This is a genomic window from Mesorhizobium sp. P160219 (assembly GCF_057786095.1).
Map to the genome: position 1 here is coordinate 2543621 of NZ_JBYNWG010000001.1, position 19249 is coordinate 2562869.

At 62.2% G+C, this 19249-nt stretch carries 14 protein-coding genes; 4 read left to right on the forward strand and 10 right to left on the reverse strand.

Annotated features, from left to right (window positions below):
* Positions 1-148: 148 nt before the first annotated feature.
* Positions 149-3670 (reverse strand): type VI secretion system membrane subunit TssM, encoded by a 3522-nt coding sequence (gene tssM, locus AC3EMP_RS12235; protein WP_352711030.1) that lies wholly within the window; start codon positions 3668-3670, stop codon positions 149-151.
* Entirely contained in the window at positions 3667-5193 is a 1527-nt protein-coding gene (tssL, locus tag AC3EMP_RS12240) for a type VI secretion system protein TssL, long form (RefSeq protein WP_352711032.1), read from the reverse strand. Before tssL ends, tssM (AC3EMP_RS12235) begins: the two co-directional genes overlap by 4 nt.
* A 330-nt stretch (positions 5194-5523) precedes the next feature.
* On the opposite strand from tssL, the gene AC3EMP_RS12245 reads away from it, so the two are divergent.
* Positions 5524-6278, forward strand: a protein-coding gene (locus tag AC3EMP_RS12245) for an IS5 family transposase (RefSeq protein WP_352711035.1) whose coding sequence is annotated in 2 segments (ribosomal slippage) — positions 5524-5854 and positions 5854-6278 — 756 coding nt in all. Because the reading frame shifts where the segments join, the coding sequence is not laid out codon by codon here.
* A 41-nt stretch (positions 6279-6319) separates the two neighbouring features.
* Here AC3EMP_RS12245 and AC3EMP_RS12250 read toward each other — a convergent pair.
* The gene (locus AC3EMP_RS12250; protein ID WP_023805976.1) at positions 6320-6604 is read right to left on the reverse strand and encodes a hypothetical protein; all 285 of its coding nucleotides are present in this window, start codon (positions 6602-6604) and stop codon (positions 6320-6322) included.
* A 90-nt stretch (positions 6605-6694) separates the two neighbouring features.
* Positions 6695-7717, reverse strand: coding sequence for a type VI secretion system-associated FHA domain protein TagH (tagH, locus tag AC3EMP_RS12255; protein ID WP_023692193.1), 1023 nt, complete (start codon positions 7715-7717; stop codon positions 6695-6697).
* A 271-nt stretch (positions 7718-7988) separates the two neighbouring features.
* Between tagH and AC3EMP_RS12260 the strand changes: the two genes are divergently transcribed.
* Genes AC3EMP_RS12260 through AC3EMP_RS12270 form a run of 3 tightly spaced genes read left to right on the forward strand, consistent with a single transcriptional unit; the run spans position 7989 to position 11095 of the window.
* Entirely contained in the window at positions 7989-10322 is a 2334-nt protein-coding gene (locus AC3EMP_RS12260; protein WP_352711038.1) for a type VI secretion system Vgr family protein, read from the forward strand.
* A gap of 12 nt (positions 10323-10334) precedes the next feature.
* The gene (locus tag AC3EMP_RS12265) at positions 10335-10760 is read left to right on the forward strand and encodes a DUF6484 domain-containing protein (protein ID WP_352498062.1); all 426 of its coding nucleotides are present in this window, start codon (positions 10335-10337) and stop codon (positions 10758-10760) included.
* Positions 10757-11095 (forward strand): hypothetical protein, encoded by a 339-nt coding sequence (locus AC3EMP_RS12270; RefSeq protein ID WP_352498092.1) that lies wholly within the window; start codon positions 10757-10759, stop codon positions 11093-11095. Before AC3EMP_RS12265 ends, AC3EMP_RS12270 begins: the two co-directional genes overlap by 4 nt.
* Positions 11096-11113: 18 nt before the next feature.
* Here AC3EMP_RS12270 and AC3EMP_RS12275 read toward each other — a convergent pair whose 3' ends face one another.
* The 6 genes from AC3EMP_RS12275 to tssM (AC3EMP_RS12300) are packed head-to-tail and all read right to left on the reverse strand — an operon-like array spanning position 11114 to position 19249.
* Positions 11114-11953, reverse strand: a complete 840-nt coding sequence (locus AC3EMP_RS12275; protein WP_488494620.1) for a hypothetical protein — start codon at positions 11951-11953, stop codon at positions 11114-11116.
* Positions 11954-11957: 4 nt separating this feature from the next.
* Positions 11958-13067: a DUF4150 domain-containing protein gene (locus tag AC3EMP_RS12280; RefSeq protein ID WP_352667674.1), complete on the reverse strand. Its 1110-nt coding sequence runs from the start codon at positions 13065-13067 to the stop codon at positions 11958-11960.
* On the reverse strand, positions 13064-14089 hold the full coding sequence (locus AC3EMP_RS12285) for a 3-oxoacyl-ACP synthase (RefSeq protein ID WP_352498065.1): 1026 nt from the start codon (positions 14087-14089) through the stop codon (positions 13064-13066). The genes AC3EMP_RS12280 and AC3EMP_RS12285 overlap by 4 nt, the downstream gene beginning before the upstream one ends.
* Positions 14086-15186, reverse strand: a complete 1101-nt coding sequence (locus tag AC3EMP_RS12290; protein WP_352498066.1) for a DUF2169 family type VI secretion system accessory protein — start codon at positions 15184-15186, stop codon at positions 14086-14088. Before AC3EMP_RS12290 ends, AC3EMP_RS12285 begins: the two co-directional genes overlap by 4 nt.
* Positions 15186-15728 carry a type VI secretion system-associated protein TagF gene (tagF, locus tag AC3EMP_RS12295; RefSeq protein ID WP_023726336.1) on the reverse strand — a complete coding sequence of 181 codons (543 nt, stop codon included), beginning with the start codon at positions 15726-15728 and terminating at the stop codon, positions 15186-15188. The genes AC3EMP_RS12290 and tagF overlap by 1 nt, the downstream gene beginning before the upstream one ends.
* Positions 15710-19249 carry a type VI secretion system membrane subunit TssM gene (tssM, locus tag AC3EMP_RS12300; RefSeq protein WP_352711041.1) on the reverse strand — a complete coding sequence of 1180 codons (3540 nt, stop codon included), beginning with the start codon at positions 19247-19249 and terminating at the stop codon, positions 15710-15712. Before tssM (AC3EMP_RS12300) ends, tagF begins: the two co-directional genes overlap by 19 nt.

Below are 19249 nucleotides of genomic sequence, written 5' to 3' on the forward strand. Positions count from 1 at the left end.
CTCCGCAACGCCTTGGCTGACGTGCCTGGCCAGTCTGCCACAGCCCCATTCATTAGAGTATCGAAATCTAAGCCGCTGATGACGGACGGTGTGGTGCCGCCGCTGTCTCTGCGTCCTGCAATCTTTGGTCCTGCCATGCAATTCCCCATCAGAAAGCCTTCGGACAGCTGAACGCGGAGAGCGCCGGCAGCGTGAACGGATTACCGTCCTTCCCGGTCTTGATCGTGTAGGCGACATCGCGCCCGCCGATGAGGAAATGCGCTTCGAGACTGTCGCCATTGGCGGTGACCTGCCCCTTGTCCAGCAATCGTTTCAACGCCCAGGGACCGTCGAACTTGATTGCGGACTCGCGGCCGGGCAGCTCCGGCGTCAGGCTGAGACTGGCCGAACCGGTCTTGCCCGGCCACGGAATCAGGCCCGGCGTGTTGCCGGCTTGGGTGGCCTGCAGCACCTGGCCGTCGATATTGAGCAGCGCCATGTCGGCATCGCCATGCAGCGACAGCGGCGTGAGGGTGATGTTGATCGACGGCACCGGCCCGCCGAGCGGAAAGAAAGCCGCGCGGATTTGTGCCGCGAGCTGAAAGTTCTTCAGCGTCGATTTCGCCAGATTGCGGCCGAACCTGGTGTCCTGTTTCCAGTCCCAGTCCTGGCCGCTCATGTCGACCAGCGACGCCAGGTTCTGCGCGAAAAACCGGTCGAGAACCCCGCCCGGAGAAAACAATCTGGCAAAATCCGCCATGGCGACATCGTCGGTGCCGGCGGGGGCGAATGGAAAGCGCCCGGCAATCACCTCTTCGCACGGACGGCCGACGGTCTCCTCCAGCATCTCGTTGAGACGCGTGGTCGATGTTTCGGCGACGGTGCCCTCGAAATCGTCCGCCGCCGCGCTCACCATCCTGGCCAGCGCCTTCGGCAGCCGCGAAGCATTGGCGCGCAACGTCGAGATCTGCAGCTGCAGATTGGCGTTGGCCTGGTCCGTCTGGGCGGGGACATCGGCGGCCAGCCGCACGCTCTGATAGATTTCGCGGAAATTCTGGGTGAGGGCGTCGAGCGGCCGCTGCCCCGGCGCCCCGGCCACCAAAGCCTGGAAAGACCGGAACTGGGCTTCGATGTTGGCGCCGGGATCCTGGTTCTGCGTACTGACAAAGGCGGTCCCGGCCCTGCTCTGCGATTTGCGCGCTGCAAGCTCGATGCCGATGCGGGCGAGGCCCTTGGCGCGTGCCGCGATTTCCTGGCCGCTGTCTTGAGACGGCGCAGCCGGATTGCGCTCTTGCGTCAAAGCTGTTTCGCGCGCGATCGCCTCGAACAGCTGCATCAGCGGCGAACTCGGTGATCCCGCTGCGGACAGCGCCAGATATTGCGGTTTGTCGGCGGCCATTGCCTTGAACTTCAACCTGTCGAGCACCTCGTTCCACGCCGCCGCAAAGCCCTTGCCATAGCGATCGAGCAGCTCCGGGCCGAGCTTGAGCAATTCCTGGTCGAAACCGCCTTGCTCGCCGCTCGAGCCGATCACCCATTGATCGTCGACCAGCGCCTGCGCGCTCCTGGCAAGTTGCGCCAGATAGAAGTCGAAGCCGGCATGGGTGTAGAGACCGGGGACGCGAAGGCCGGCGAGATCGTTTCCGTCATTGCGCTCGAACAGCATCGGCGCCTCCGCGCCGGCTTGCGATGACACCGAAAAATCGTCCAGCGCCGCCGCATAGGTGGCCGACTGGATGAGCGCGGTGGCGCGATCGGCAAGGCTCATGCGGCCGAGCGAGCGCTGGGCGGATTCGACCAGCGCGCGGTTGAGTTCGAACGAGGGATCCTGGTCATCGTCGAGCGCCAGCATGGCGCGCAAATGCTTCTCCAGTTGCGCCCGGCCGTCGCGATTGTGGGCGCCGGGATAGCGGTTCTGTTCCCAGTCCCGCTTCAGCCAGGTGACGACCAGCTCGTCATCCACTTTCGGCGCCTTGCCGCCCAGCATCAGGTAAATCTTCAACGGCTCGTACAGCGCCATCGGATCGGCCATCCTGGCCTCGATCGTGCGTTCGAGCTGGAACAGCAGGCGCGAGCGGAACATCCGCTCCAGCCCCTGCCGGTAGGCGGTCTCGGAGGCCGAAAGGATACGCTCACGCTGGCTGAGGCCGAACGTCGCCGTGGCCGGGGTGGGCTGGTCTCTCGTATCGTAGCCGGCCGGCAGGCCGCGCAGCGCATCGAGCGCGCCGATGACGGTTTCGAGGTCGGCATCCAACACCGTCGTGCTGGCCAGCAGCGGCGCGGCTGTCGCGCGGTATTGGCCTGCCGCCTGGCCGGTCGCGGCGACCAGCGATTTGTTGGTCGTAAAGCTCAGGCCGAGAACGCCAAGCGCGGCGATCGCTATGGCCGCGATCGCTGTCAGGCCGGCGTAGCGGGCGATCGCAACGCGCCTGTCGGCCGCCCTGTCATAGGACACCCAGCCGGACTCGGCGAAAATGACGCGGCTCAACAGATCGTGCAGGAAGAAGCTTTTGCCGGTGCCGGAAAGATGCGCCTGGGCATTCCTGCCGAAACTGCGGCCTATGCTGCCCAGCAACTGGTCGATCGGCGTGCCTTCCTGCGTGCCGGAAGAAAAATACAGGCCGCGCAGGGGGGCGTTCAGCTGCTTGCGCGTCGGCTCGAAAACGCCCTCGAGGAAATTCACGATCCGGCCTTTCAGCGCACCGAGCTGCGCGGCGAAGCCGAAAATGGCGATGCGCGCGACCGGATCGGTCTCCGCCTGCAGCCGCTCGCTCATCTCTTCGGTCAGGCGCTTCACCAGCGCGTCGAATTCGGCTGGCGCTTCCGCGACCATGTTCAGGCCGCGCTCGGCGGTCTGGAAGGTCGCGCCCCACACCTTGCGCCGGCGTGCTTCGTCGAAACCGCCGAAATATTCCATGAATCCGGAGACCAGGTCGGCCTTGGTGAACAGCACATAGACGGGAAAGCGGACCTTCAGGACCTCGTGGATTTCCTGCAGGCGGCTGCGGATCTCGGCGACGCGGGCCGCCTGCTCGCTGTCCGCCATCAGATCGGAAAGGCTGATCGCCAGGATGACGCCATTGATCGGCTGGCGCGTCCGGTGCCGCTTGAGCAGCGACAGGAACGCCAGCCAGCTTTTGCTGTCGGTCCGTGCATGGGAATCCTGCGTCGTGTAGCGCCCGGCCGTGTCGATCAGCACCGCCTCGTCGGTGAACCACCAGTCGCAATTGCGCGTGCCGCCGACGCCTGCCACCGGCTGCGCCTGGCCCGACCCGGCAAGCGGAAAGTTCAGGCCGGAATTGACCAGCGCGGTGGTCTTGCCGGCGCCCGGCGGGCCGATGACGATGTACCAGGGCACGTCGTAGAGGAAGTTGCGCTTGCCGCTCGATTGCCTGAGCGTCGCGACCGCTTCGTTCATGCGAGCTTCCAGCACCTTTGCATCGCTGCCGTCATCCTCGGCGCTGGCCATGGCGGCCTCCAGCGCCTTCTGCGCCTTGCGCCTGCGCCAGAACCGGATTGCATAGATGATCGCCACCGTTCCGACGACGATGCCGATGATCGCTGCCCGCAGCCAGATGGGATCCAACGGCCGGGCGCCGGCAAAGCGGATTAACGGGCCGGCGTACCAGACCGCGGCGGCAAAGCCGGCGAGCGCGAGCGCGCTGAAGATGCGCAGCAGCCAGCCGGTCACAGCATCTCCTCCCGCGGGATCATTACATCGACACGGCGGTTTTTGGCGCGGCCGTCCGGCGTTGCATTGTCGGCGATGGGCTCGTCCTCGCCCTTGCCCTCGACCTTTGTCCGCGACGGATCGCTGAAATGCGCTGCGATCATCTTTTCCACCGACTGGGCACGTGCGACGGAGAGGTCGAAATTCGATTTGAAGGCGCTGGTCTTCTTCGGTTTGACGTTGTCGGTGTGGCCGACGATCCGGATCGGCCCGCGCTCCGCGTCGAGAGCCGCCGCGATGCTGGCAGCCACCGGCTCGAACTCCGGCTTGACCTCGGCTCGTCCCGACTGGAACAGCAGGGCGTTGCTGATTTCCACGATGATGAAATCACCCTTAGTGCCGACGCTGACGCCGCCGCCTTCGATCTCCTTGGCCAAGGCAGTGCGGATGCGATCGACCTGCGCAATCGTCGTTGGCGCTGCGACGACTTTCACCTCCTCGGTCAGCGGCACGAAACCGGTGCGCTCGATGGTGACCGGCGTCGCCGGATTGAGCGCCAGCAACTCGCCGGCAACAGCCTCGCCATCATTGGTGATGAGCACGCGCAGCGTGAAAAAGGCTGCGGTCAAAACTGCCGCGGTTGCAGCGGCTATGGCCCAGAGCGGAACCCGCCTGGAGCCTTGCGCCGATGTGACCGACAATCCTTGCCAGCGCGGCGAGATGTCGTTGTCACCGAGGACGCGGAAATAGGCTGATGTCTCGTAGGCGTCGCGGCGGACCCGTTCGAGGCTCTCGCGCGGCTGGCCGCGATACTGGCCTTCGAAGCCAAGCGACAGGCAGACATGCATCAGCTCGATGAGATTGCGATGAGGTTCCGGCGTCGCCAGCACCGTGTTCAGCGCCTGGAAAAAACCGGCGCCGGTGGGTTTGACCTGGAAGAAGCGCTGCAGCATGGCGTGCTGCGCCCACGCATCCCGGCTGGAACCGGGCAGATTGGCGACGATATCGTCGGCGGTTTCGCAAAGCACATAGCTGGCGATGCGCGCATCCTCTTCCGAGGTATCGGTCCTGGCGATCTTGCGGTCGAAATCCTCGATCAGGCCGGCGACATGCTGCGCCAGCGGCTCGGCCGGTCTTTCGACAGCCATCAGCCGCAGATGCCCAAGCAGTATCAGCAAGGGCGCCGCGGCAGCGACGATCGGGTTGGCCGCGCCATAATCGACGGCATCGCTGGCGCCGAGCAGCGCATCCCATGGCGTTTTCCCCGCCGTCCCGGCTGAGCCGTGAACGGGCGGATCGGCCGGCGCGTTGGCGAAGGGCGTTCCCTGATAGATCACCGTCCCCGTGACGTCGGACGGCGGCTGGCGGCCGGCGTTGGGATCGAAAACCGTGGGTTCCGGGACGCTGGCAGGGGCGATCACCGTACTGCCGGGGGCCGGCGCATCGCGGGCGAGAACCGTCTTTTGCTTGCGGCCGGGATTGGGGCGGCTGGGGCGGATGACGGTTTTGCCGGTCGGATCGAAAGGATCATCCTTCGAGCTCATCGCCGATCCCTGCCTCTACGCCCGCGCGCCGCGACGCACAGCGCCATGTCCGCGCAAACGCGGACCGCAGGACGCTATCTCGCCGTGACATGACATGTGCCGCAGACCCCCGAGGTCGACCAACCGTACCCGCGTGCTCAATCGTCGTATGTGATCGTAGTCTCAGAAGGTTGCGATGGAAACCCGGCGCAATTTTGGTGGCCGGCCCGTGCTCGGGTCGCCTTCACGGTGTCTTCAGCGGTGCGCGGGCTTAGGGTCAAAACCTAATCAGCCTGTTGAGTTAGTTTAGCAAATCAGGTTCCTTGTCTCGAAATTGCGATGGAGGCGAGGATGAAGCAGATGTTCTGGTTGAATGACGACGCCTGGGCGGCAATCGAGCCGCAGCTGCCGAAGAACCTGCCTGGCGCGCGCAGGGTCGATGATCGGCGCGTCATCAGTGGCATCCTGCATGTGCTGAAAACTGGCTGCCGCTGGAAGGATTGCCCGGCCGAATACGGCCCTCCCACGACGATCTACAACCGCTTCAAACGGTGGTCCCGCCGACAGCTCTGGACCAGAATCCTTGATGCGCTGGTGGCTAAGGGTGTCCTTGCCCTGTCGGCATCTATCGACTCCACCTATATAAAGGCGCATCGCTCCGCTCACGGTGGTAAAGGGGGGCGAAAGCACAGGCCATCGGGCCATCGCGCGGCGGCCAAACCACCAAGATTCATGCGGTGACAGACCTGCTGGGACGGCCCGCCGTCCTGCGGCTCACCGCGGGCAATGTCGCAGACATCACGATGGCCAAGCCGCTGCTGGATGCCGCCGGACCCGTGCGATGCCTGATCGCCGACAAAGGCTACGATGCCAACGCCTTGCGCAAGCACCTGAAGTCTGAAGGGGCGCAGGCAGTAATCCCGGGACGATCAAACCGCAAGGCGACGATCAGCTACGATGAGACCCGATACAAGGGCCGATGGCGTATCGAAGCTGCCTTCTGCAGGCTCAAGGATTTCCGCCGCATCGCAACCCGCTACGACAAGCTCGCAAGGAATTTTCTCTCCGCCGTCGCACTCGCAACGCTCATCGCATTCTGGGTCTGACCGATCACGCTCTTCTCGTCGTACAAGCAGAGTTCGAAGCGTCAACCGTTGGAAGTTTCAGAGCCAGTCTCAAAACCATTGTCGGACAAAAACCGCTCAATATTACCCAGTCGTTCGATAACATCGAGCAAAACGCTCACACTCTCCTGGCTCGCGACACCTTCGGATCGGCGAATTTCACTGATGACCTCGGAGAGACGGTTGCGCACGCTTTTGCCACCCGCCCAGAGCCCCAACTCCATTTCGATCAAGTCGATCAGACCAATCAGGTCGCTTACCGGGTCAGCGGCGCCAACTGGCACTCTCTCAACTATTTTCTTGAACATTGATCCTCACGAGACCGCCCGATACGCAGAGAATGTGCCTTCTCGGAACTGAAGGCAAGATCAGCCCTATAGGTTGATTGAGTCTGAACCCTAGCCCTTGCCGGTCTTCTGTTTGGCGGCCTTGGCATAGGCTTCACTGAAATAGGTGAGGAATATGTCCAGCATGCCGTTCTCGTGCGCTTCCTCCTTGGCCCGCCAGGTCGCGACCAGCGCGTCCCAGGCGCGCGTCTTCTTCGAGGCAAAGGAGGATGGCGGCAGTTTTTTCGCAATCGCCTCGGGCGACAGATCGTCAAGCAACCGCGACAGCGCTGCCTGCATGGCGGCGAAGGTGGCGAATTCATGTGTTTTGAGGTCGTGGAAAGCGTCTTCGATGCTGTGCCTGGCATCGAGATAGCCGGCCCTGCGCCGCGCGAACATGATGTCGAGGATTTCGTCTGTCCCGGGCACGAACTTCAGCGGATTGTTGTCGGCGGAATTGATCATGGTCCGGTCGCTGGTCTTGGCCAGGACTTTTGCAGCGGCGCGCGCCTTCAACAGCAACACCAGCTCGTCGACGACGATGCGCAGCACCGCGCCGATCTCGCCGGCTACCTCCTGCGGTTGGCGCAGCAAAAGCACCTCTGGCGGAATGCCGGCGCCGGCGGCAATCGCGCGCAGGATCTCGTCGGCTTGCTGCGGCCGGCTGGAGACCGAAGCGGGTGGCGCGGTCGGTGACCGTGGCGATGCGACATGGTCTGGAAAGGATCCGGCAACGGGCATCTGCCGTTGCGTCGAACCATGGCCACCGAAGGCTGGGTTCCCGTCATCGATCGACACCGAGACGATATAGCGGCCGATCCGGAGCCGGTCACCTTGCGCCAACCGATGCGGGCCGGTCAGGCGCTGGCTCGACCCGTTGACGAATGTGCCGTTGCGCGAGACGTCGTGGAGAAAAAAGGCGCCGCCTTCGTAGCGGATTTCGCAATGTCGGCCGGAGATGAACTTGTCCGGATCGGGCAAGGTCCAGGCGCAGTTCTCCCGCCCGATCTCGAAGCCGCGGTCGCGCGATGCGTAGCCGGGCGGCAGCCCGGCAGGCAGGACATCGACATTGCTGATCTGCAGACTGATGAACATGCGCTATGGACCGTCGACCGCTGCCGTTTCCATTGATCCGATGTGCCACAGTCTAGCAGCTTGCGGGCACAGCGGGAGAGCGGCGTTTCACACTGGCGAAAGCGGCGCAAACAGCAACGGCCTGCCGCTTGTCCTCTTTGGTCTGCCATAGAACATGTGGTAGGCTCAACATGGCTTGGGTGGCAAGTTGCGAAATATCCCTGAACGTGAGGTCGTTAACACAAGAAGGGCTTCGAACCTGCCACACTAGCGCTCAGGAGGGGCACGACCCATGCCGAGTGAACAACGCGCCGCGCTTGTGCAGACGCCGGTCGGCGCCGAACTGTTGACTTTCACGCATCTCGTCGGCCGCGACGAGATCAGCCGCTGCCTTGCCTACACCGTTGGATTTGTTTCGACCAATGCCGATATCGACCCGCTGAAGATGCTGGGCGGCGCCGTTTCGATCGAAGGCGAGGCCGACCCCAAGCGCTGGTTCAGCGGCCTCATCGCCGAGTTTCGCCTTACCCGCATCGAAGATCGGCTGGCTCACTATGAGGCGGTCGTCAGGCCGTGGCTGTGGTTCCTCGGCAATACCACCGACTGCCGCATTTTCCAGGACAAGACCGCCGTCGAGATCGTGGAGGAGATTTTCTCCAAATATGGCGGCATCGCCAAGTTCGAGAAGCGCTTACAAGGCTCCTATCCGCCGCGCGAATATTGCGTGCAATACGACGAGAGCGACCTCGATTTCGTGCAGCGGCTGCTCGAGCACGAAGGCATCATGTACTTCTTCGAGCACGCCGAAGGTGAGCACAAACTGATCCTGGCCGACGCCATGAGCAAGCTGAAGCCCGCGCCTGGCTATGAGACCGTGCTCTATCAGTTCGAAGGACAGGGCTCGCGCCGCGACGTCGAATACATCACCGAGTGGATTCCAGGCAGTGCGGTGCGCCCGGGCGCCTATGCCCACACCGACTATGATTTCGAGAAGCCCGCCGCCGATTTGATGGCGAAGTCGGCACAGCCCTTCGGCCACAAGCAGGCTGCCGGCGAGAACTATCGCCACCCCGGCGCGCATCTGGAAGTCGGCCGCGGCGACAGCCTGGCGGCGATCAGGCGCGAAGAAATCCAGGCGCCGCATATGCGCATTGCCGCCGTCGGCACCGTGCGCGGCCTGTTCTCCGGGTGCACCTTCAAGCTCGACGGCTTTCCGCGCAAAGACCAGAACAAGGAGTATCTGGTCGTCAGCGCCGAATACCGGCTGTTCGATCCGGGCTACCGCGCCGGCGTCGACACCGATGGCGAGAATTTCAAGGTCGTGCTCGGCGTGGCGCCGACTTCAGTCGCCTATCGGCCACCGCGCATCACGACGCGGCCGATCATGCGCGGGCCACAGACGGCGACGGTCGTCGGTCCGTCCGGCGAGGAAATCTTCACCGACAAATATGCCAGGGTGAAGGTGCAGTTCCACTGGGACCGCCTGGGCAAGAAGGACCAGAAGAGCTCCTGCTTCGTGCGCGTGTCGCAGACCTGGGCCGGCAGCGGCTGGGGCTTCATCCAGATTCCCCGCATCGGCCAGGAAGTGATCGTCGATTTCATCGAAGGCAATCCGGATCTGCCGATCATCACCGGCCGGGTCTACAACGCCTCGCAGATGCCGCCCTACGGGCTGCCCGGCAACGCCACGCAGTCGGGCTGGAAATCCAACTCGTCGAAGGGCGGTGGCGGCTACAACGAGCTGATGTTCGAGGACAAGGCCGGCTCCGAACTGGTCAATTTCCAGGCGCAGAAGGACCATCACCTTCTGATCAAGAATGATCGCCAGAAGCTGGTCCAGCACGACCAGTCCGACCGCATAGACCACGACGCCAAGCACTCCGTCGGTCACAACCTCGACGAGGACGTCGGCAACAACAAGACGGTCAAGGTCGGCGTCGACCAGACCACTAATATCGGGTCGAACGACACCGAGACGGTCGGCAAGAACCGCTCGCTGACGGTGGGCATCGACGAGACGATCGGCATCGGTTCGAACTCCACCGAGACGATCGGCGCCAACCACACCCAGACCGTGGCGATCGTGCAGACCATCACAGTGGGTGCGGCGCGCATCGACAGCGTCGGCGCCTCCGAGACGAGGACTGTGGGTGCCATACAGAACAACACGATCGGGGCCTCGCGCTCTGTGACGGTGGGCGCGGGTCAAAGCCACACGATTGGCGCCACGGACAGTTGGAGCATTGGGGCCAATCAGGGCGTCGAAATAGCAAGCAACCAGAGCGTCAACATTGGCGGCGGGCAGGCGACAGAGATAGGCAAGGCTCGAACAGCCAAGATAGCGGCCGACGACATCACTGATATCGGCGGCGCCCATGCGCTCAAAATAGGCAAAGGCAGCGGGATCACCATTGCCGACGACGGTTCGATTGGCGTTGGAAAGAAGCTTGTCATTGATGCCGGTGACGAGATCACCATCAAATGCGGAGATGCCTCCATCATCATGAAGAAGGATGGGACGATTGGCATCAAGGGCAAGGATATAACGGTAACCGCCAGTGGCAAGATATTCGCCAACGCGTCGGGCGACATCGTCATGAAGGGCTCGGAAATCAAACAGAACTGAGGAAACGGTCAGATGGCAAAGATCGTCGAACGAATCGAAGGCGTGGTAATCGGGATTTTTCTCGGCTTTGGCGAGGATGAACCGCTCGTTGTTTTTCCGGGCAATCCGCAGGACACGGCCCTTCCGGCACGTAGCCTTGCAGAGTTGAGCTCCGATATGATTGGCTCTGAGGTTGCCCTGTTGTTTCAGGGCGGGGATCTGCGCCAGCCGCTCATTGTTGGACGAATCGTTGACCCGAAAGGAAAGTCGACCAATCCTCATGTTGTCCGCGATGGCGAGCAGGTGAGAATCACAGGCGAGGAACGCATCGAACTGCGCTGTGGCAAGGCCGTGATCATCATGGAAAAGGACGGCCGGATCACGATCCGCGGCACCTATGTGACGAGTCATGCAAGTGCCGCGAACCGCATCCGGGGCGGTTCCGTGAACCTGAACTGATGTCTGCGCCTATCCTGCGGGAAATCGTTCGCCAGCATGCCGAAATGGCCGCCTTTCTGTGGACGGTCTACAACTACAATCTGTTGAACCCCGGCAAGAATCCCGAGATGGACGAAGAGCGGATGGCCAGGCTGGTGGAGCGGCTGGAAGCCTATCTTGATGGATTGCGGGTTGCCGGAAAGGCGGGTCAGGAGATTGCGCAGGAGCGTCATGACGAATTCCCCGAGGCGGGGGAACTCTTTGTCTTGCGCATGCTGTCGAGCAAAGCCGAGCTTCGTATCTTCGACCTCGATCTCGACAAGGTGAGGAAATACCTCGCCAGCGCTGGCAAATAGCTCGATGCCGACTTGCAATCAGTCCGGGATCGGCCTGCCGAAGAAATAGCGCACACCCGGTTTGAACTGATAAAGGTCAACTTCGTCGAACAGGCGCTCCAGCGCCGCTGCGGCGCCTACTCGGTCCAGTTGGCCTTTCCGATAAAAGTCCGAGAGGTCGAATCCCGTAAATGCTTCAATGGTGTCACGCGCGACGACGACGTCTTCATTGTCGTGTGCTTTGGCAATGGCATTCAATGATTTATGCGCGGTTTCGGCTAGGTTGATCGGCCGACCATAAAGAAACGAAGCATTAGCATCGTTGGGGTGGCTTTTTCTGACTTCGTCGATCCGTGACATAACTAACTTCGTATATTCCGCGACCTCATACTGAATGCGATCTGCGTCGAATTCGTCAATGGTGCCCGGAACCATCCGTGGTCCATAGAAGATATCGCTTACCTTGGCCTCCAAGGCGATGGAAAGTTGATACGGAAGATCAAATTCGGCAAAATCCGAGGGGCCTTGCTGGTAAATTGCGGCGGCCAACTCCATCGGCCTCAGAAGTCCACTTCTTGTCAAAGCTATACAGAACCACTCGAGCATCTGACCGTCGTGCCGGAGCGATTGACGGATTGGGTCCGCAATGTCGATCAGGATGCTTCCCGGAGTGACGTAGGGCATCAAGGTGAATGCGGAAATCGCCGTGTCGACGGAAGGAGAGCTTTCAAATATCCGGGTGAACATCGCGGTATCAGAAAAAGCACCCGCTTTGCATTCTTCAAAAATATCCAGCAACAGACGCCCACTCTCTGTGCGAGCGCCACGAAAGTCACTTACTGCAAAGTGGAAGAGCCTTCCAAGTGATGAAAAAACCATAACATCAATCCGATATGTCTTGCAGTGTGGTCTGCGCGGTGTCGATCTCTTTGCACTCCGGCGCCAATGCACCGTCCGAAATCAAGTTGTCTGGTGAGGTTGGACATCCGCCTGCGTCCAGCGGGGTCTTATGATTGACCTGACCCGGGCCATCTCGCCTTTTGATGTCGTTTTTCTTGGCGCCCTTGAATCCGAGAATTGTCTCACGAACGTGCTTCTTTACGTCCTTATGGATAGCCGTTTTTATGTCCTTCGGGTCCGTATATTTGGCGTTTGCCTTTGCTTCGATGCTTGCCAATTCGGCGGGATCTTCGGCCTTTAAGATCTCTGAATAGCTTCGTGTACCTTTGAAGTGTACTCCGCAATCCTTATCAGGCGGATCGTGAAGGTTCTTGCATTTCGAGCCGGAGGCCCTTGCGTCCGCTATGGTCTTTCTCGCTTTTTTTCTTTTGGCGTACTGACCCCAGGCCGCGGCGTGCGTTTCCTTTGGGATTGTGCCGGCGGCAAAATCTTCTTCAATCTGCTGAATCTTGTTGTCAGCCTTTCCCATGCGGTCGTTGTAATATTCGTTTTCGGTGGTCTGTTCGCACATTTCTCCACTGGCTTTGAGTTGGTTGGCATGCGCAGGGCTTGTCCCGCAACAAGGGCATTTGGTTATTGGCGCCGATCCACCCCCAGGCCCCGGTGTTCCAACCTTCGTTTGGGGAGGCGAGTTTCCAACCTGACTGCTTGAATGATTGTTGGTCGAGATATCCGTGAAGCGGCTGACCGGGAGGTTGTCCGCCTTTACGTTGCCAGACCAGGCCCGCGCGTACTCCTTGTTGGTGTTGGTGGAAGAGACGACACCCTTCTTGGCTGCGCTGCCGGCTTCCGTGCCTGTCGTCTGGCTGTAATCCGATTTGTCCTTTTGGGTGATGTTTTCTCCGCCGATTTTGACCGTTCCGGTACCCTTCTCTGTATCGGAGTCCATTCCAAATGACGGATATGGGATCGGTACCCCAGGCGGTGTCGCCGGATTTTCGGGCGGGGTGAAACAAACATCCGGGAAGGCCGCGATAACCTTGTTGCCCTGGGCCTTGGCAGCCACTTCCAGTCCGTTGGCGAAGACAGTCACCGCGCAGCCCTCGCGGCCAGCACGGCAGCTCCACAGGCGCCGGCATCGTTGGAAGCTTCGATAAGCACCGGGTTGCCTGTCGCGTAGTTCTTTCTTGCCGCCGTCAGCGCCATCCCCAGCATCAGCGGCGTCACCGCCGCACCAATATTGCCGAGGGTCTCGGCAGGTGACCACAAATCCTGAGACGGACAGGGGTTGCGCACCAGTCGTATCGACGCCAGCGCCGTCTGCTTGAACCAGTATTGCTCGCCGATGAGGTCTGAGATCCGGTAACCGAGACGGTTCATCTCTATTCCGGTCTCATCCAGCGCATGGCGATAGGCCGCCGTCATTCCGTCGCCTCTGAGCGGCAAGTCTTGCTTGTTGTAAATAAAGCCAGGCTCTCGCGACAAACCCAGCCCCCTCAGCCGAAATCCGCCGTGCCTTGGCGGTCCGCAAAGAACCGCTGCTGCCGCCTCGCCAGGAATAAACCCGTTTGGATTGTTGAGCGTTAGGAGGCGGCGCTCCTTGAGATAGTGCGTGGTGGCCAAGGTAGTCAGGTAACTATCGACCCCAGCAATCATCACATAAGGCGTTTCGCCCGATGAAATCATCCGGCGTGCATAATCAAGCGCCACGTGTCCGGACGGTCGCCCATAGGCGATAACCCGCGATCGCGAATGCTTCTCGACTTCGGTGATCTCCGCAATACGGTCGAGCAGGCGCAGCGTGCTTCTTACCGGCCGCCCTGGACGGTCTTCTTCTGCCACGCAAAGGATCAGAGCGGTCTGCCCTCTCGCTTCCGGAACGTCCTCGAATGCCTCGACAATGGCGCCTGAGGCGAGATGCGCCATTCGCTTCTCGCCAACCCAGTTGCGAGGCAGGGGTACAGGTGCGCCGATCAACCACTCGTCTTTGTCGTTCTTGAAACGTGTTTCCTGGAAGCCATCAATGCCGGCTCGCATCGCTGCGCAGGCCGATGGCGCATCAAGGCCAACCGCCGTAACCATGCCGACCGAAATAATATCCAGTGCCGGCTTCACGTCGTCTCGGCCTCCAGCACAATCGTTTCATCGGAGCGGGAATAGACACGCCCCGTGGCATGCGCCCGCATCATCGCTTCGGTAGGCGGCCCGATCCAGCATTCAGAAAAGTCGAGTATGGTTCGGTGAAGTCGCTGCGACACCCGCCAGACCAGCGAGAAGCGCCCGTTCTCCGGGTCGAAAAGTATAGTGTCCGGGTTGATATTTGCGTCGAGAGATTTTCTTTGACCTTTGAGTAGCGCCACGGGCAGCGCAGTCTGCGGCAGGCGAAAGCTCACCCGTCCTTCAGGCGTCAGGTTCACGAGCTGCACGTCTTCGCCGCCCTTCGGCAGGTCAATCTGCTGGTCGGCAGGCGCCATCTGGAAATAGCGATCGTCAAAGTCCGGAGGCAGGAACGGAAATATGTTTTTGGTCCAGTTGTCATCGTAGGTGCCGCCATATTCGATGCGTCCCGGCCAGCCACGCCCCATCGGACCAAAGCTCATCGGCTGGTAGTCGCCGAAGGGCGAGCGTACATCCTCGCCCATTGCCTGGGTATTCGGCAGCCGTAGGCCTGGGATCCGCCGCTGGTTCTGCGCGCGCGACCAGCCGGTTCCCACGGGGTTGTGTTTATAGCTGCCAGGCAGCTTGTCTTCCGGATCCAGCCTGTCGATGCCGCCCCAGGCAACGTCGTAGGAGATGGGCAGTTTCAGAAACGGTTGCGGCGATGTGGCGGTAAACACCGGGCCGATGGAGCGCCATTCGCGATGGCCGACAACCTCGAACAGCTTTGACCAACCACCAACCTTGAGACCGACCGGCACACGTTCGGCTGGTCGGCCGTTTGGGGCGTAAGCAAACCCGTTGGCAACCACATCGCAGCGCGGCTTGCGAAAGGCAAAATCTGTCTCCCACAATGTAGCCGAATATCCCGGGATGCCCGTGTGCGTGTCAGCCATGACCAGCGGAACCTGTTCCGCCGATCTTCGTACCGTTTCGCCCGGCTTCGACGGGAAGTCGAATGTGCCTTTCACGACCACGACCAGCCAGTCGTGTCCGGCAACATCGGTGGCAGTCGTGAATTCGTGCGGATACCCCATCTGGTTCCAGATCTGCATCAGCTGGTCTCCCAGCTGCCGGCGAGGATTGTCTCCAGCGTCGGTTGCGGCGCGTGCGGACCGATGTCGAAAATGTCGGAGTGCGCCGTCCACATCACCATGTCGGCGATCAGCTCTTCGCCCGGCTCGGCCTGTGGCATCGGCAGTGCCGTCAAAGCTGCATCCAGTTCTTCGGGCGTCAGCTCGCCCTGCTGGGCGGCGGTGGCGGCCTCCTCGATTCCGGCAAACCATGCCTCGGCATGCGTCAGCGCGACAGGCGCTTCGGGTAGCAGGGCAACGACGCTCAAGGGGAATTTCCGGCCCACCTTGTCGGCGCTCTGCAGGATGATGCCCGCCGACGCGCCGAAGGAGTTCGGGCCGGCCAGAAACCGCAGCGCCGTGGCCGGCGGCCAGATGTCCTGGCCAAACAGTGGCACCAGGTGCTGCGCCAGCCAGCGGTCCCAAAGCCGCACGAACTCGCCCGTCAGCCGCCGGCTGACGAAGTCGCCGGTGGCGGGCATTTTGCCGTAGAAGCCAGGCAGGATCAGATCTGCGGCGGACATGAGAATTTCTTGAACATCTGGAGGTTGTAGGGATTTTCCACGCTCGCCGCCTTGAGCTTGAAATCGGCGTACATGCCTTTCGTCCCCAGCCGCAGGCTGTAGACATCGGACAGCGACGTCCCGGTGAAGCGGCCGCCGCGCAGCATCCTCAGCCACGCCCAGCTTCCCGTCTCGTTGAGCATGATTTCGGGCGAGCCGTCGATCGGCTGGAAGGCGAGCGAGATGACGCCGGTGCCGTCCTTGCCGGGCCAGGTCATCGGTTGCGGTCGCGTCGCATTGTTGAAATAGACCAGGTTCTGGCCATCGAGGTTGAGCGTGACGCGGGTCACGTTGGGCGACAGGTCGGTCGGCTCGAGCGTGAAGGCCATCACCGGGCCCTGACCGCCGGGAAAGAGATCGTCGCGGATGCGCCGCGCCTGCTCGAAGGCGGCGAGCGCCGATGGGTCGAGGCCGAAATCGGCACGCCATTTCCAAGGCTGCGCCGAGGTGTCGACATAGCCGATCAGATGGTCGTTGATGAAGCCGTCGATCATCCCTGCCGGTCCGAACAGGCGGGCGAAGTCGCGCACGTTGACGTCGACGGCACTGTCGGGGCTGAACGGATAGCGGTCGTTGAGCGCGGCCTGGCAGAAGGGCAGGATGTCGGCGCGCCAGATGGCGTTGAGCTCGGAGGCCACGGCCTTCTGCGTCAACCCGCTGGTGTCGCCGGCAATGCCGCTCAGCCAGGTGTTGACCGGGTCGGGCAGGATTTGCGCCTGGCGGGCGACGGCGCCGGTCAGTTCGGCAAGCCCGCCCTGTTTCTTGATCGCGTCCTGCGGGTCGGGATTGGCGGTCACCGTCTGCAGCACGTTGGACAGCGCCGTCAGCGCGACGACCGCGGCATCGAGCGCTGGCGGCTGGCCGTCGACCTCGGCAATCGTGCTCTTGAGCGGCTTGAAGTGTTCGGCCACCAACGTGCCGGTCAGGTCGACTTCGCTGGCCGATCCTGCGCGCGGCAACAGCTTGGCGCCGGTCTTGACGATCTTGCCCAGTTTGCCGAGCTTGCCCAGCAGTTTCGAGCCGCCCTTCGCCGCCGCCTTGTCGTCACCGGCCGGCGCGTCGTCCGAGCGGGTGAGGTCGACCTCCTGGACCACCGCCGTCAACAGCCGCTTCAGCGCGGAATCGGCGCTGGAAAGGTCCTTCAGATTCTCGCTGGCAATGTTGAGGTCGCTCAGCGGCGCCAGCCGCATGTCGCGCAGGAAACTATCCCACTGCGCGATGTAATCGTCATAGTAGAGCTTCAGGATATCTTCCGACAGCGCCGACACCGAGGTCTCGGAATTTTCCGAGCAGCCGCCGGCAAACACGGCGCGGTCGAGTGCCGCCTGGGCGGCGACATCCTCGACCCGGTCGAGGATGTCGTCGTGGAAACCGTCATAGGTGAAGGCGCCTGATATGCCGACACGCAGGGTCTTGTCGGAGCGTCGCGAAAACACCTTGGCGCCGTTCGGCCCGGCGAAATTGGCGGGGATCCATTCCTTCAATCCGGCCACCGCCGGATCGGCCAGCAATTGCTTGTAGGCCCGCGCCGGCAGCGAGATCGTGCAGACCGTTTTCAGCGCTTCGGCGACCAGCGCCTGGTCGGGCGCGATGTAGCTGTCGTCGACCGCCATGCGCCGGATCGCGGCCAACTGGTGTTCTTCCGCATCGGCGGTCGGGAAGAGCGCGGCCGGCGCGAATTCGGGCAGGTCGTTTACCCACCAATTCTCGACGAAGTCGGAGTCCATCTGAGACAGGCCGGTCATCATGCGGTAGGTCTTGAGTGCGCCCAGCATGAAGTCCGGATCGCGGATCTGCCGCCACATGGTTGCTTCCAGCAGCGCCACCATCCGCGGCTCCAGCACGTTGCGCAGAGCGTGGTCATAGGTGTCGGTCTGCGCCCGCATCATCTCGGCCGAAGCCGATGGTCCGAGCAGGTCCTGTGCCTTGTTCGGAGGCGCAGTCCTGGCATTGGCGACTTCGTCCATGGCGTTGAGGGCAACGTCCATTGCCGGCTGCAGCACCGAGGCGGGCGTCGCGGCGGTCGACGTCAGCGGCGCCTGCAGCGCTTCGAACTGGCCGGCTTGCGCGGCGATGGCGTTGCGATTGTCGTAGTAGGACCAGGTGAACAGGCCACCGGCGAGTATGGCCGCAGCCGCGCTGGCAGCGGCGGCACCGCGCCAGATCCAGCTGCGGCGGCGCTGCGCCAGCGGATCGAAGGTGCCGAGCCCGGCCTCCTTGAAGATCACCTCGGTCAAAAGGTTCTTGAGGAAGAAGCTGCGCTTCTCGAAGCGCTGCGCCGGCATCGTGCGTCGTGCCGGCAGCCCGAAGGAGGAGGCGAGCGCCGCGGTCAGCCGGTCGATTGGCGCGCCTTCCTGGGTGGCCGAGGTCAGATAGAGGCCGCGCAGCCAGGCTGCCTCCTCGTAGCGGCTCTCGCCGAACATCGCCTCGACCAGCACCTGGATCGGCTCGGACAGGCTTTGCAGCTGTGCGGGAAAGCGGAAGATCTCGGCCCGTTCGGCCAGCTTGTCCTCGTCTTCCAGCCGCGGCACCAGCCGCTTTTCCAGCTCCCTCGACAGCATCGTGATTTCGCCCGCGATCGTCTTGGCGTCGACGCGCGCGTCGAGTGGGAAGGTCGTCCCCCACACCTGTTCGCGCGCCTGTGTCGACAGGCCGCCGAAGAAGGCCTCGAAGCCTCTGATCAGATCGGCCTTGGTCAGCATGAGATAGACCGGCAAGCGGATTTCCAGCCGCTCCTCGAGCTCGGCCAGGCGCCTGCGGATCTTGCGGCCATGCGCCTTGACGGCTTCGTCGCCCTCGGACAGCGCGTCGATCCCAAGCGCAACGATGACGCCGTTGAGTGCACGACGGCCGCGGTGCTTCTTCAACAGGTCGAGGAAGCCCAGCCATTCCACGGCGTCGACATCGGGCTGGCTCTCCTGCTGGACATAGCGGCCGGCGGTGTCGATCATCACTGCGTTTTCGGAGAAGAACCAGTCGCAGTTGCGCGTACCGCCGATGCCCTGCAGATCGTCGGTGAGGTCGATCGGAAAGTTGAGGCCGGACTGGCGCAAGGCCGTCGTCTTGCCGGTCGCCGGCGGGCCGACGATCACATACCACGGCATCTCGCGCAGGAATTTGCGGCCGCCGAGCTTGCGGCGCTTCAGCTCGACCATGACGTCCTGGAACTTGGCGCCAACCGCGGCGACGTTTTCCTCGCCGGGGCTGAGCCGCTTTTCCTCGACCGGGGCGGAAATCTCGGCGACGAACATGCGGTTGGCGCGGATCGCGCGGCGCTGCGCGACGATCAGCCAGATCAGCCAGAAGATCACCAAAAGCGCGATGATGACGATGCGCACCGTCTCCGACGCCATCGGCACATAGTCGCCGACCCGTACGATCGGGCCGAACACCCAGATGATCAGGGACAGCAGCGCCAGGCCGATCAGCGTCCACAGGAAACGCGAAGTCAGGACCGCCCAGAGGAAGCGCAGGATGAACAT

Coding starts and splice junctions, on each gene's coding strand:
- tssL (WP_352711032.1), bottom strand. CDS start 5,193: ATGAGCTCGAAGGATGATCCTTTCGATCCGACCGGCAAAACCGTCATC.
- AC3EMP_RS12250 (WP_023805976.1), bottom strand. CDS start 6,604: ATGTTCAAGAAAATAGTTGAGAGAGTGCCAGTTGGCGCCGCTGACCCG.
- tagH (WP_023692193.1), bottom strand. CDS start 7,717: ATGTTCATCAGTCTGCAGATCAGCAATGTCGATGTCCTGCCTGCCGGG.
- AC3EMP_RS12260 (WP_352711038.1), top strand. CDS start 7,989: ATGCCGAGTGAACAACGCGCCGCGCTTGTGCAGACGCCGGTCGGCGCC.
- AC3EMP_RS12265 (WP_352498062.1), top strand. CDS start 10,335: ATGGCAAAGATCGTCGAACGAATCGAAGGCGTGGTAATCGGGATTTTT.
- AC3EMP_RS12275 (WP_488494620.1), bottom strand. CDS start 11,953: ATGGTTTTTTCATCACTTGGAAGGCTCTTCCACTTTGCAGTAAGTGAC.
- AC3EMP_RS12290 (WP_352498066.1), bottom strand. CDS start 15,186: ATGCAGATCTGGAACCAGATGGGGTATCCGCACGAATTCACGACTGCC.
- tagF (WP_023726336.1), bottom strand. CDS start 15,728: ATGTCCGCCGCAGATCTGATCCTGCCTGGCTTCTACGGCAAAATGCCC.
- tssM (WP_352711041.1), bottom strand. CDS start 19,249: ATGTTCATCCTGCGCTTCCTCTGGGCGGTCCTGACTTCGCGTTTCCTG.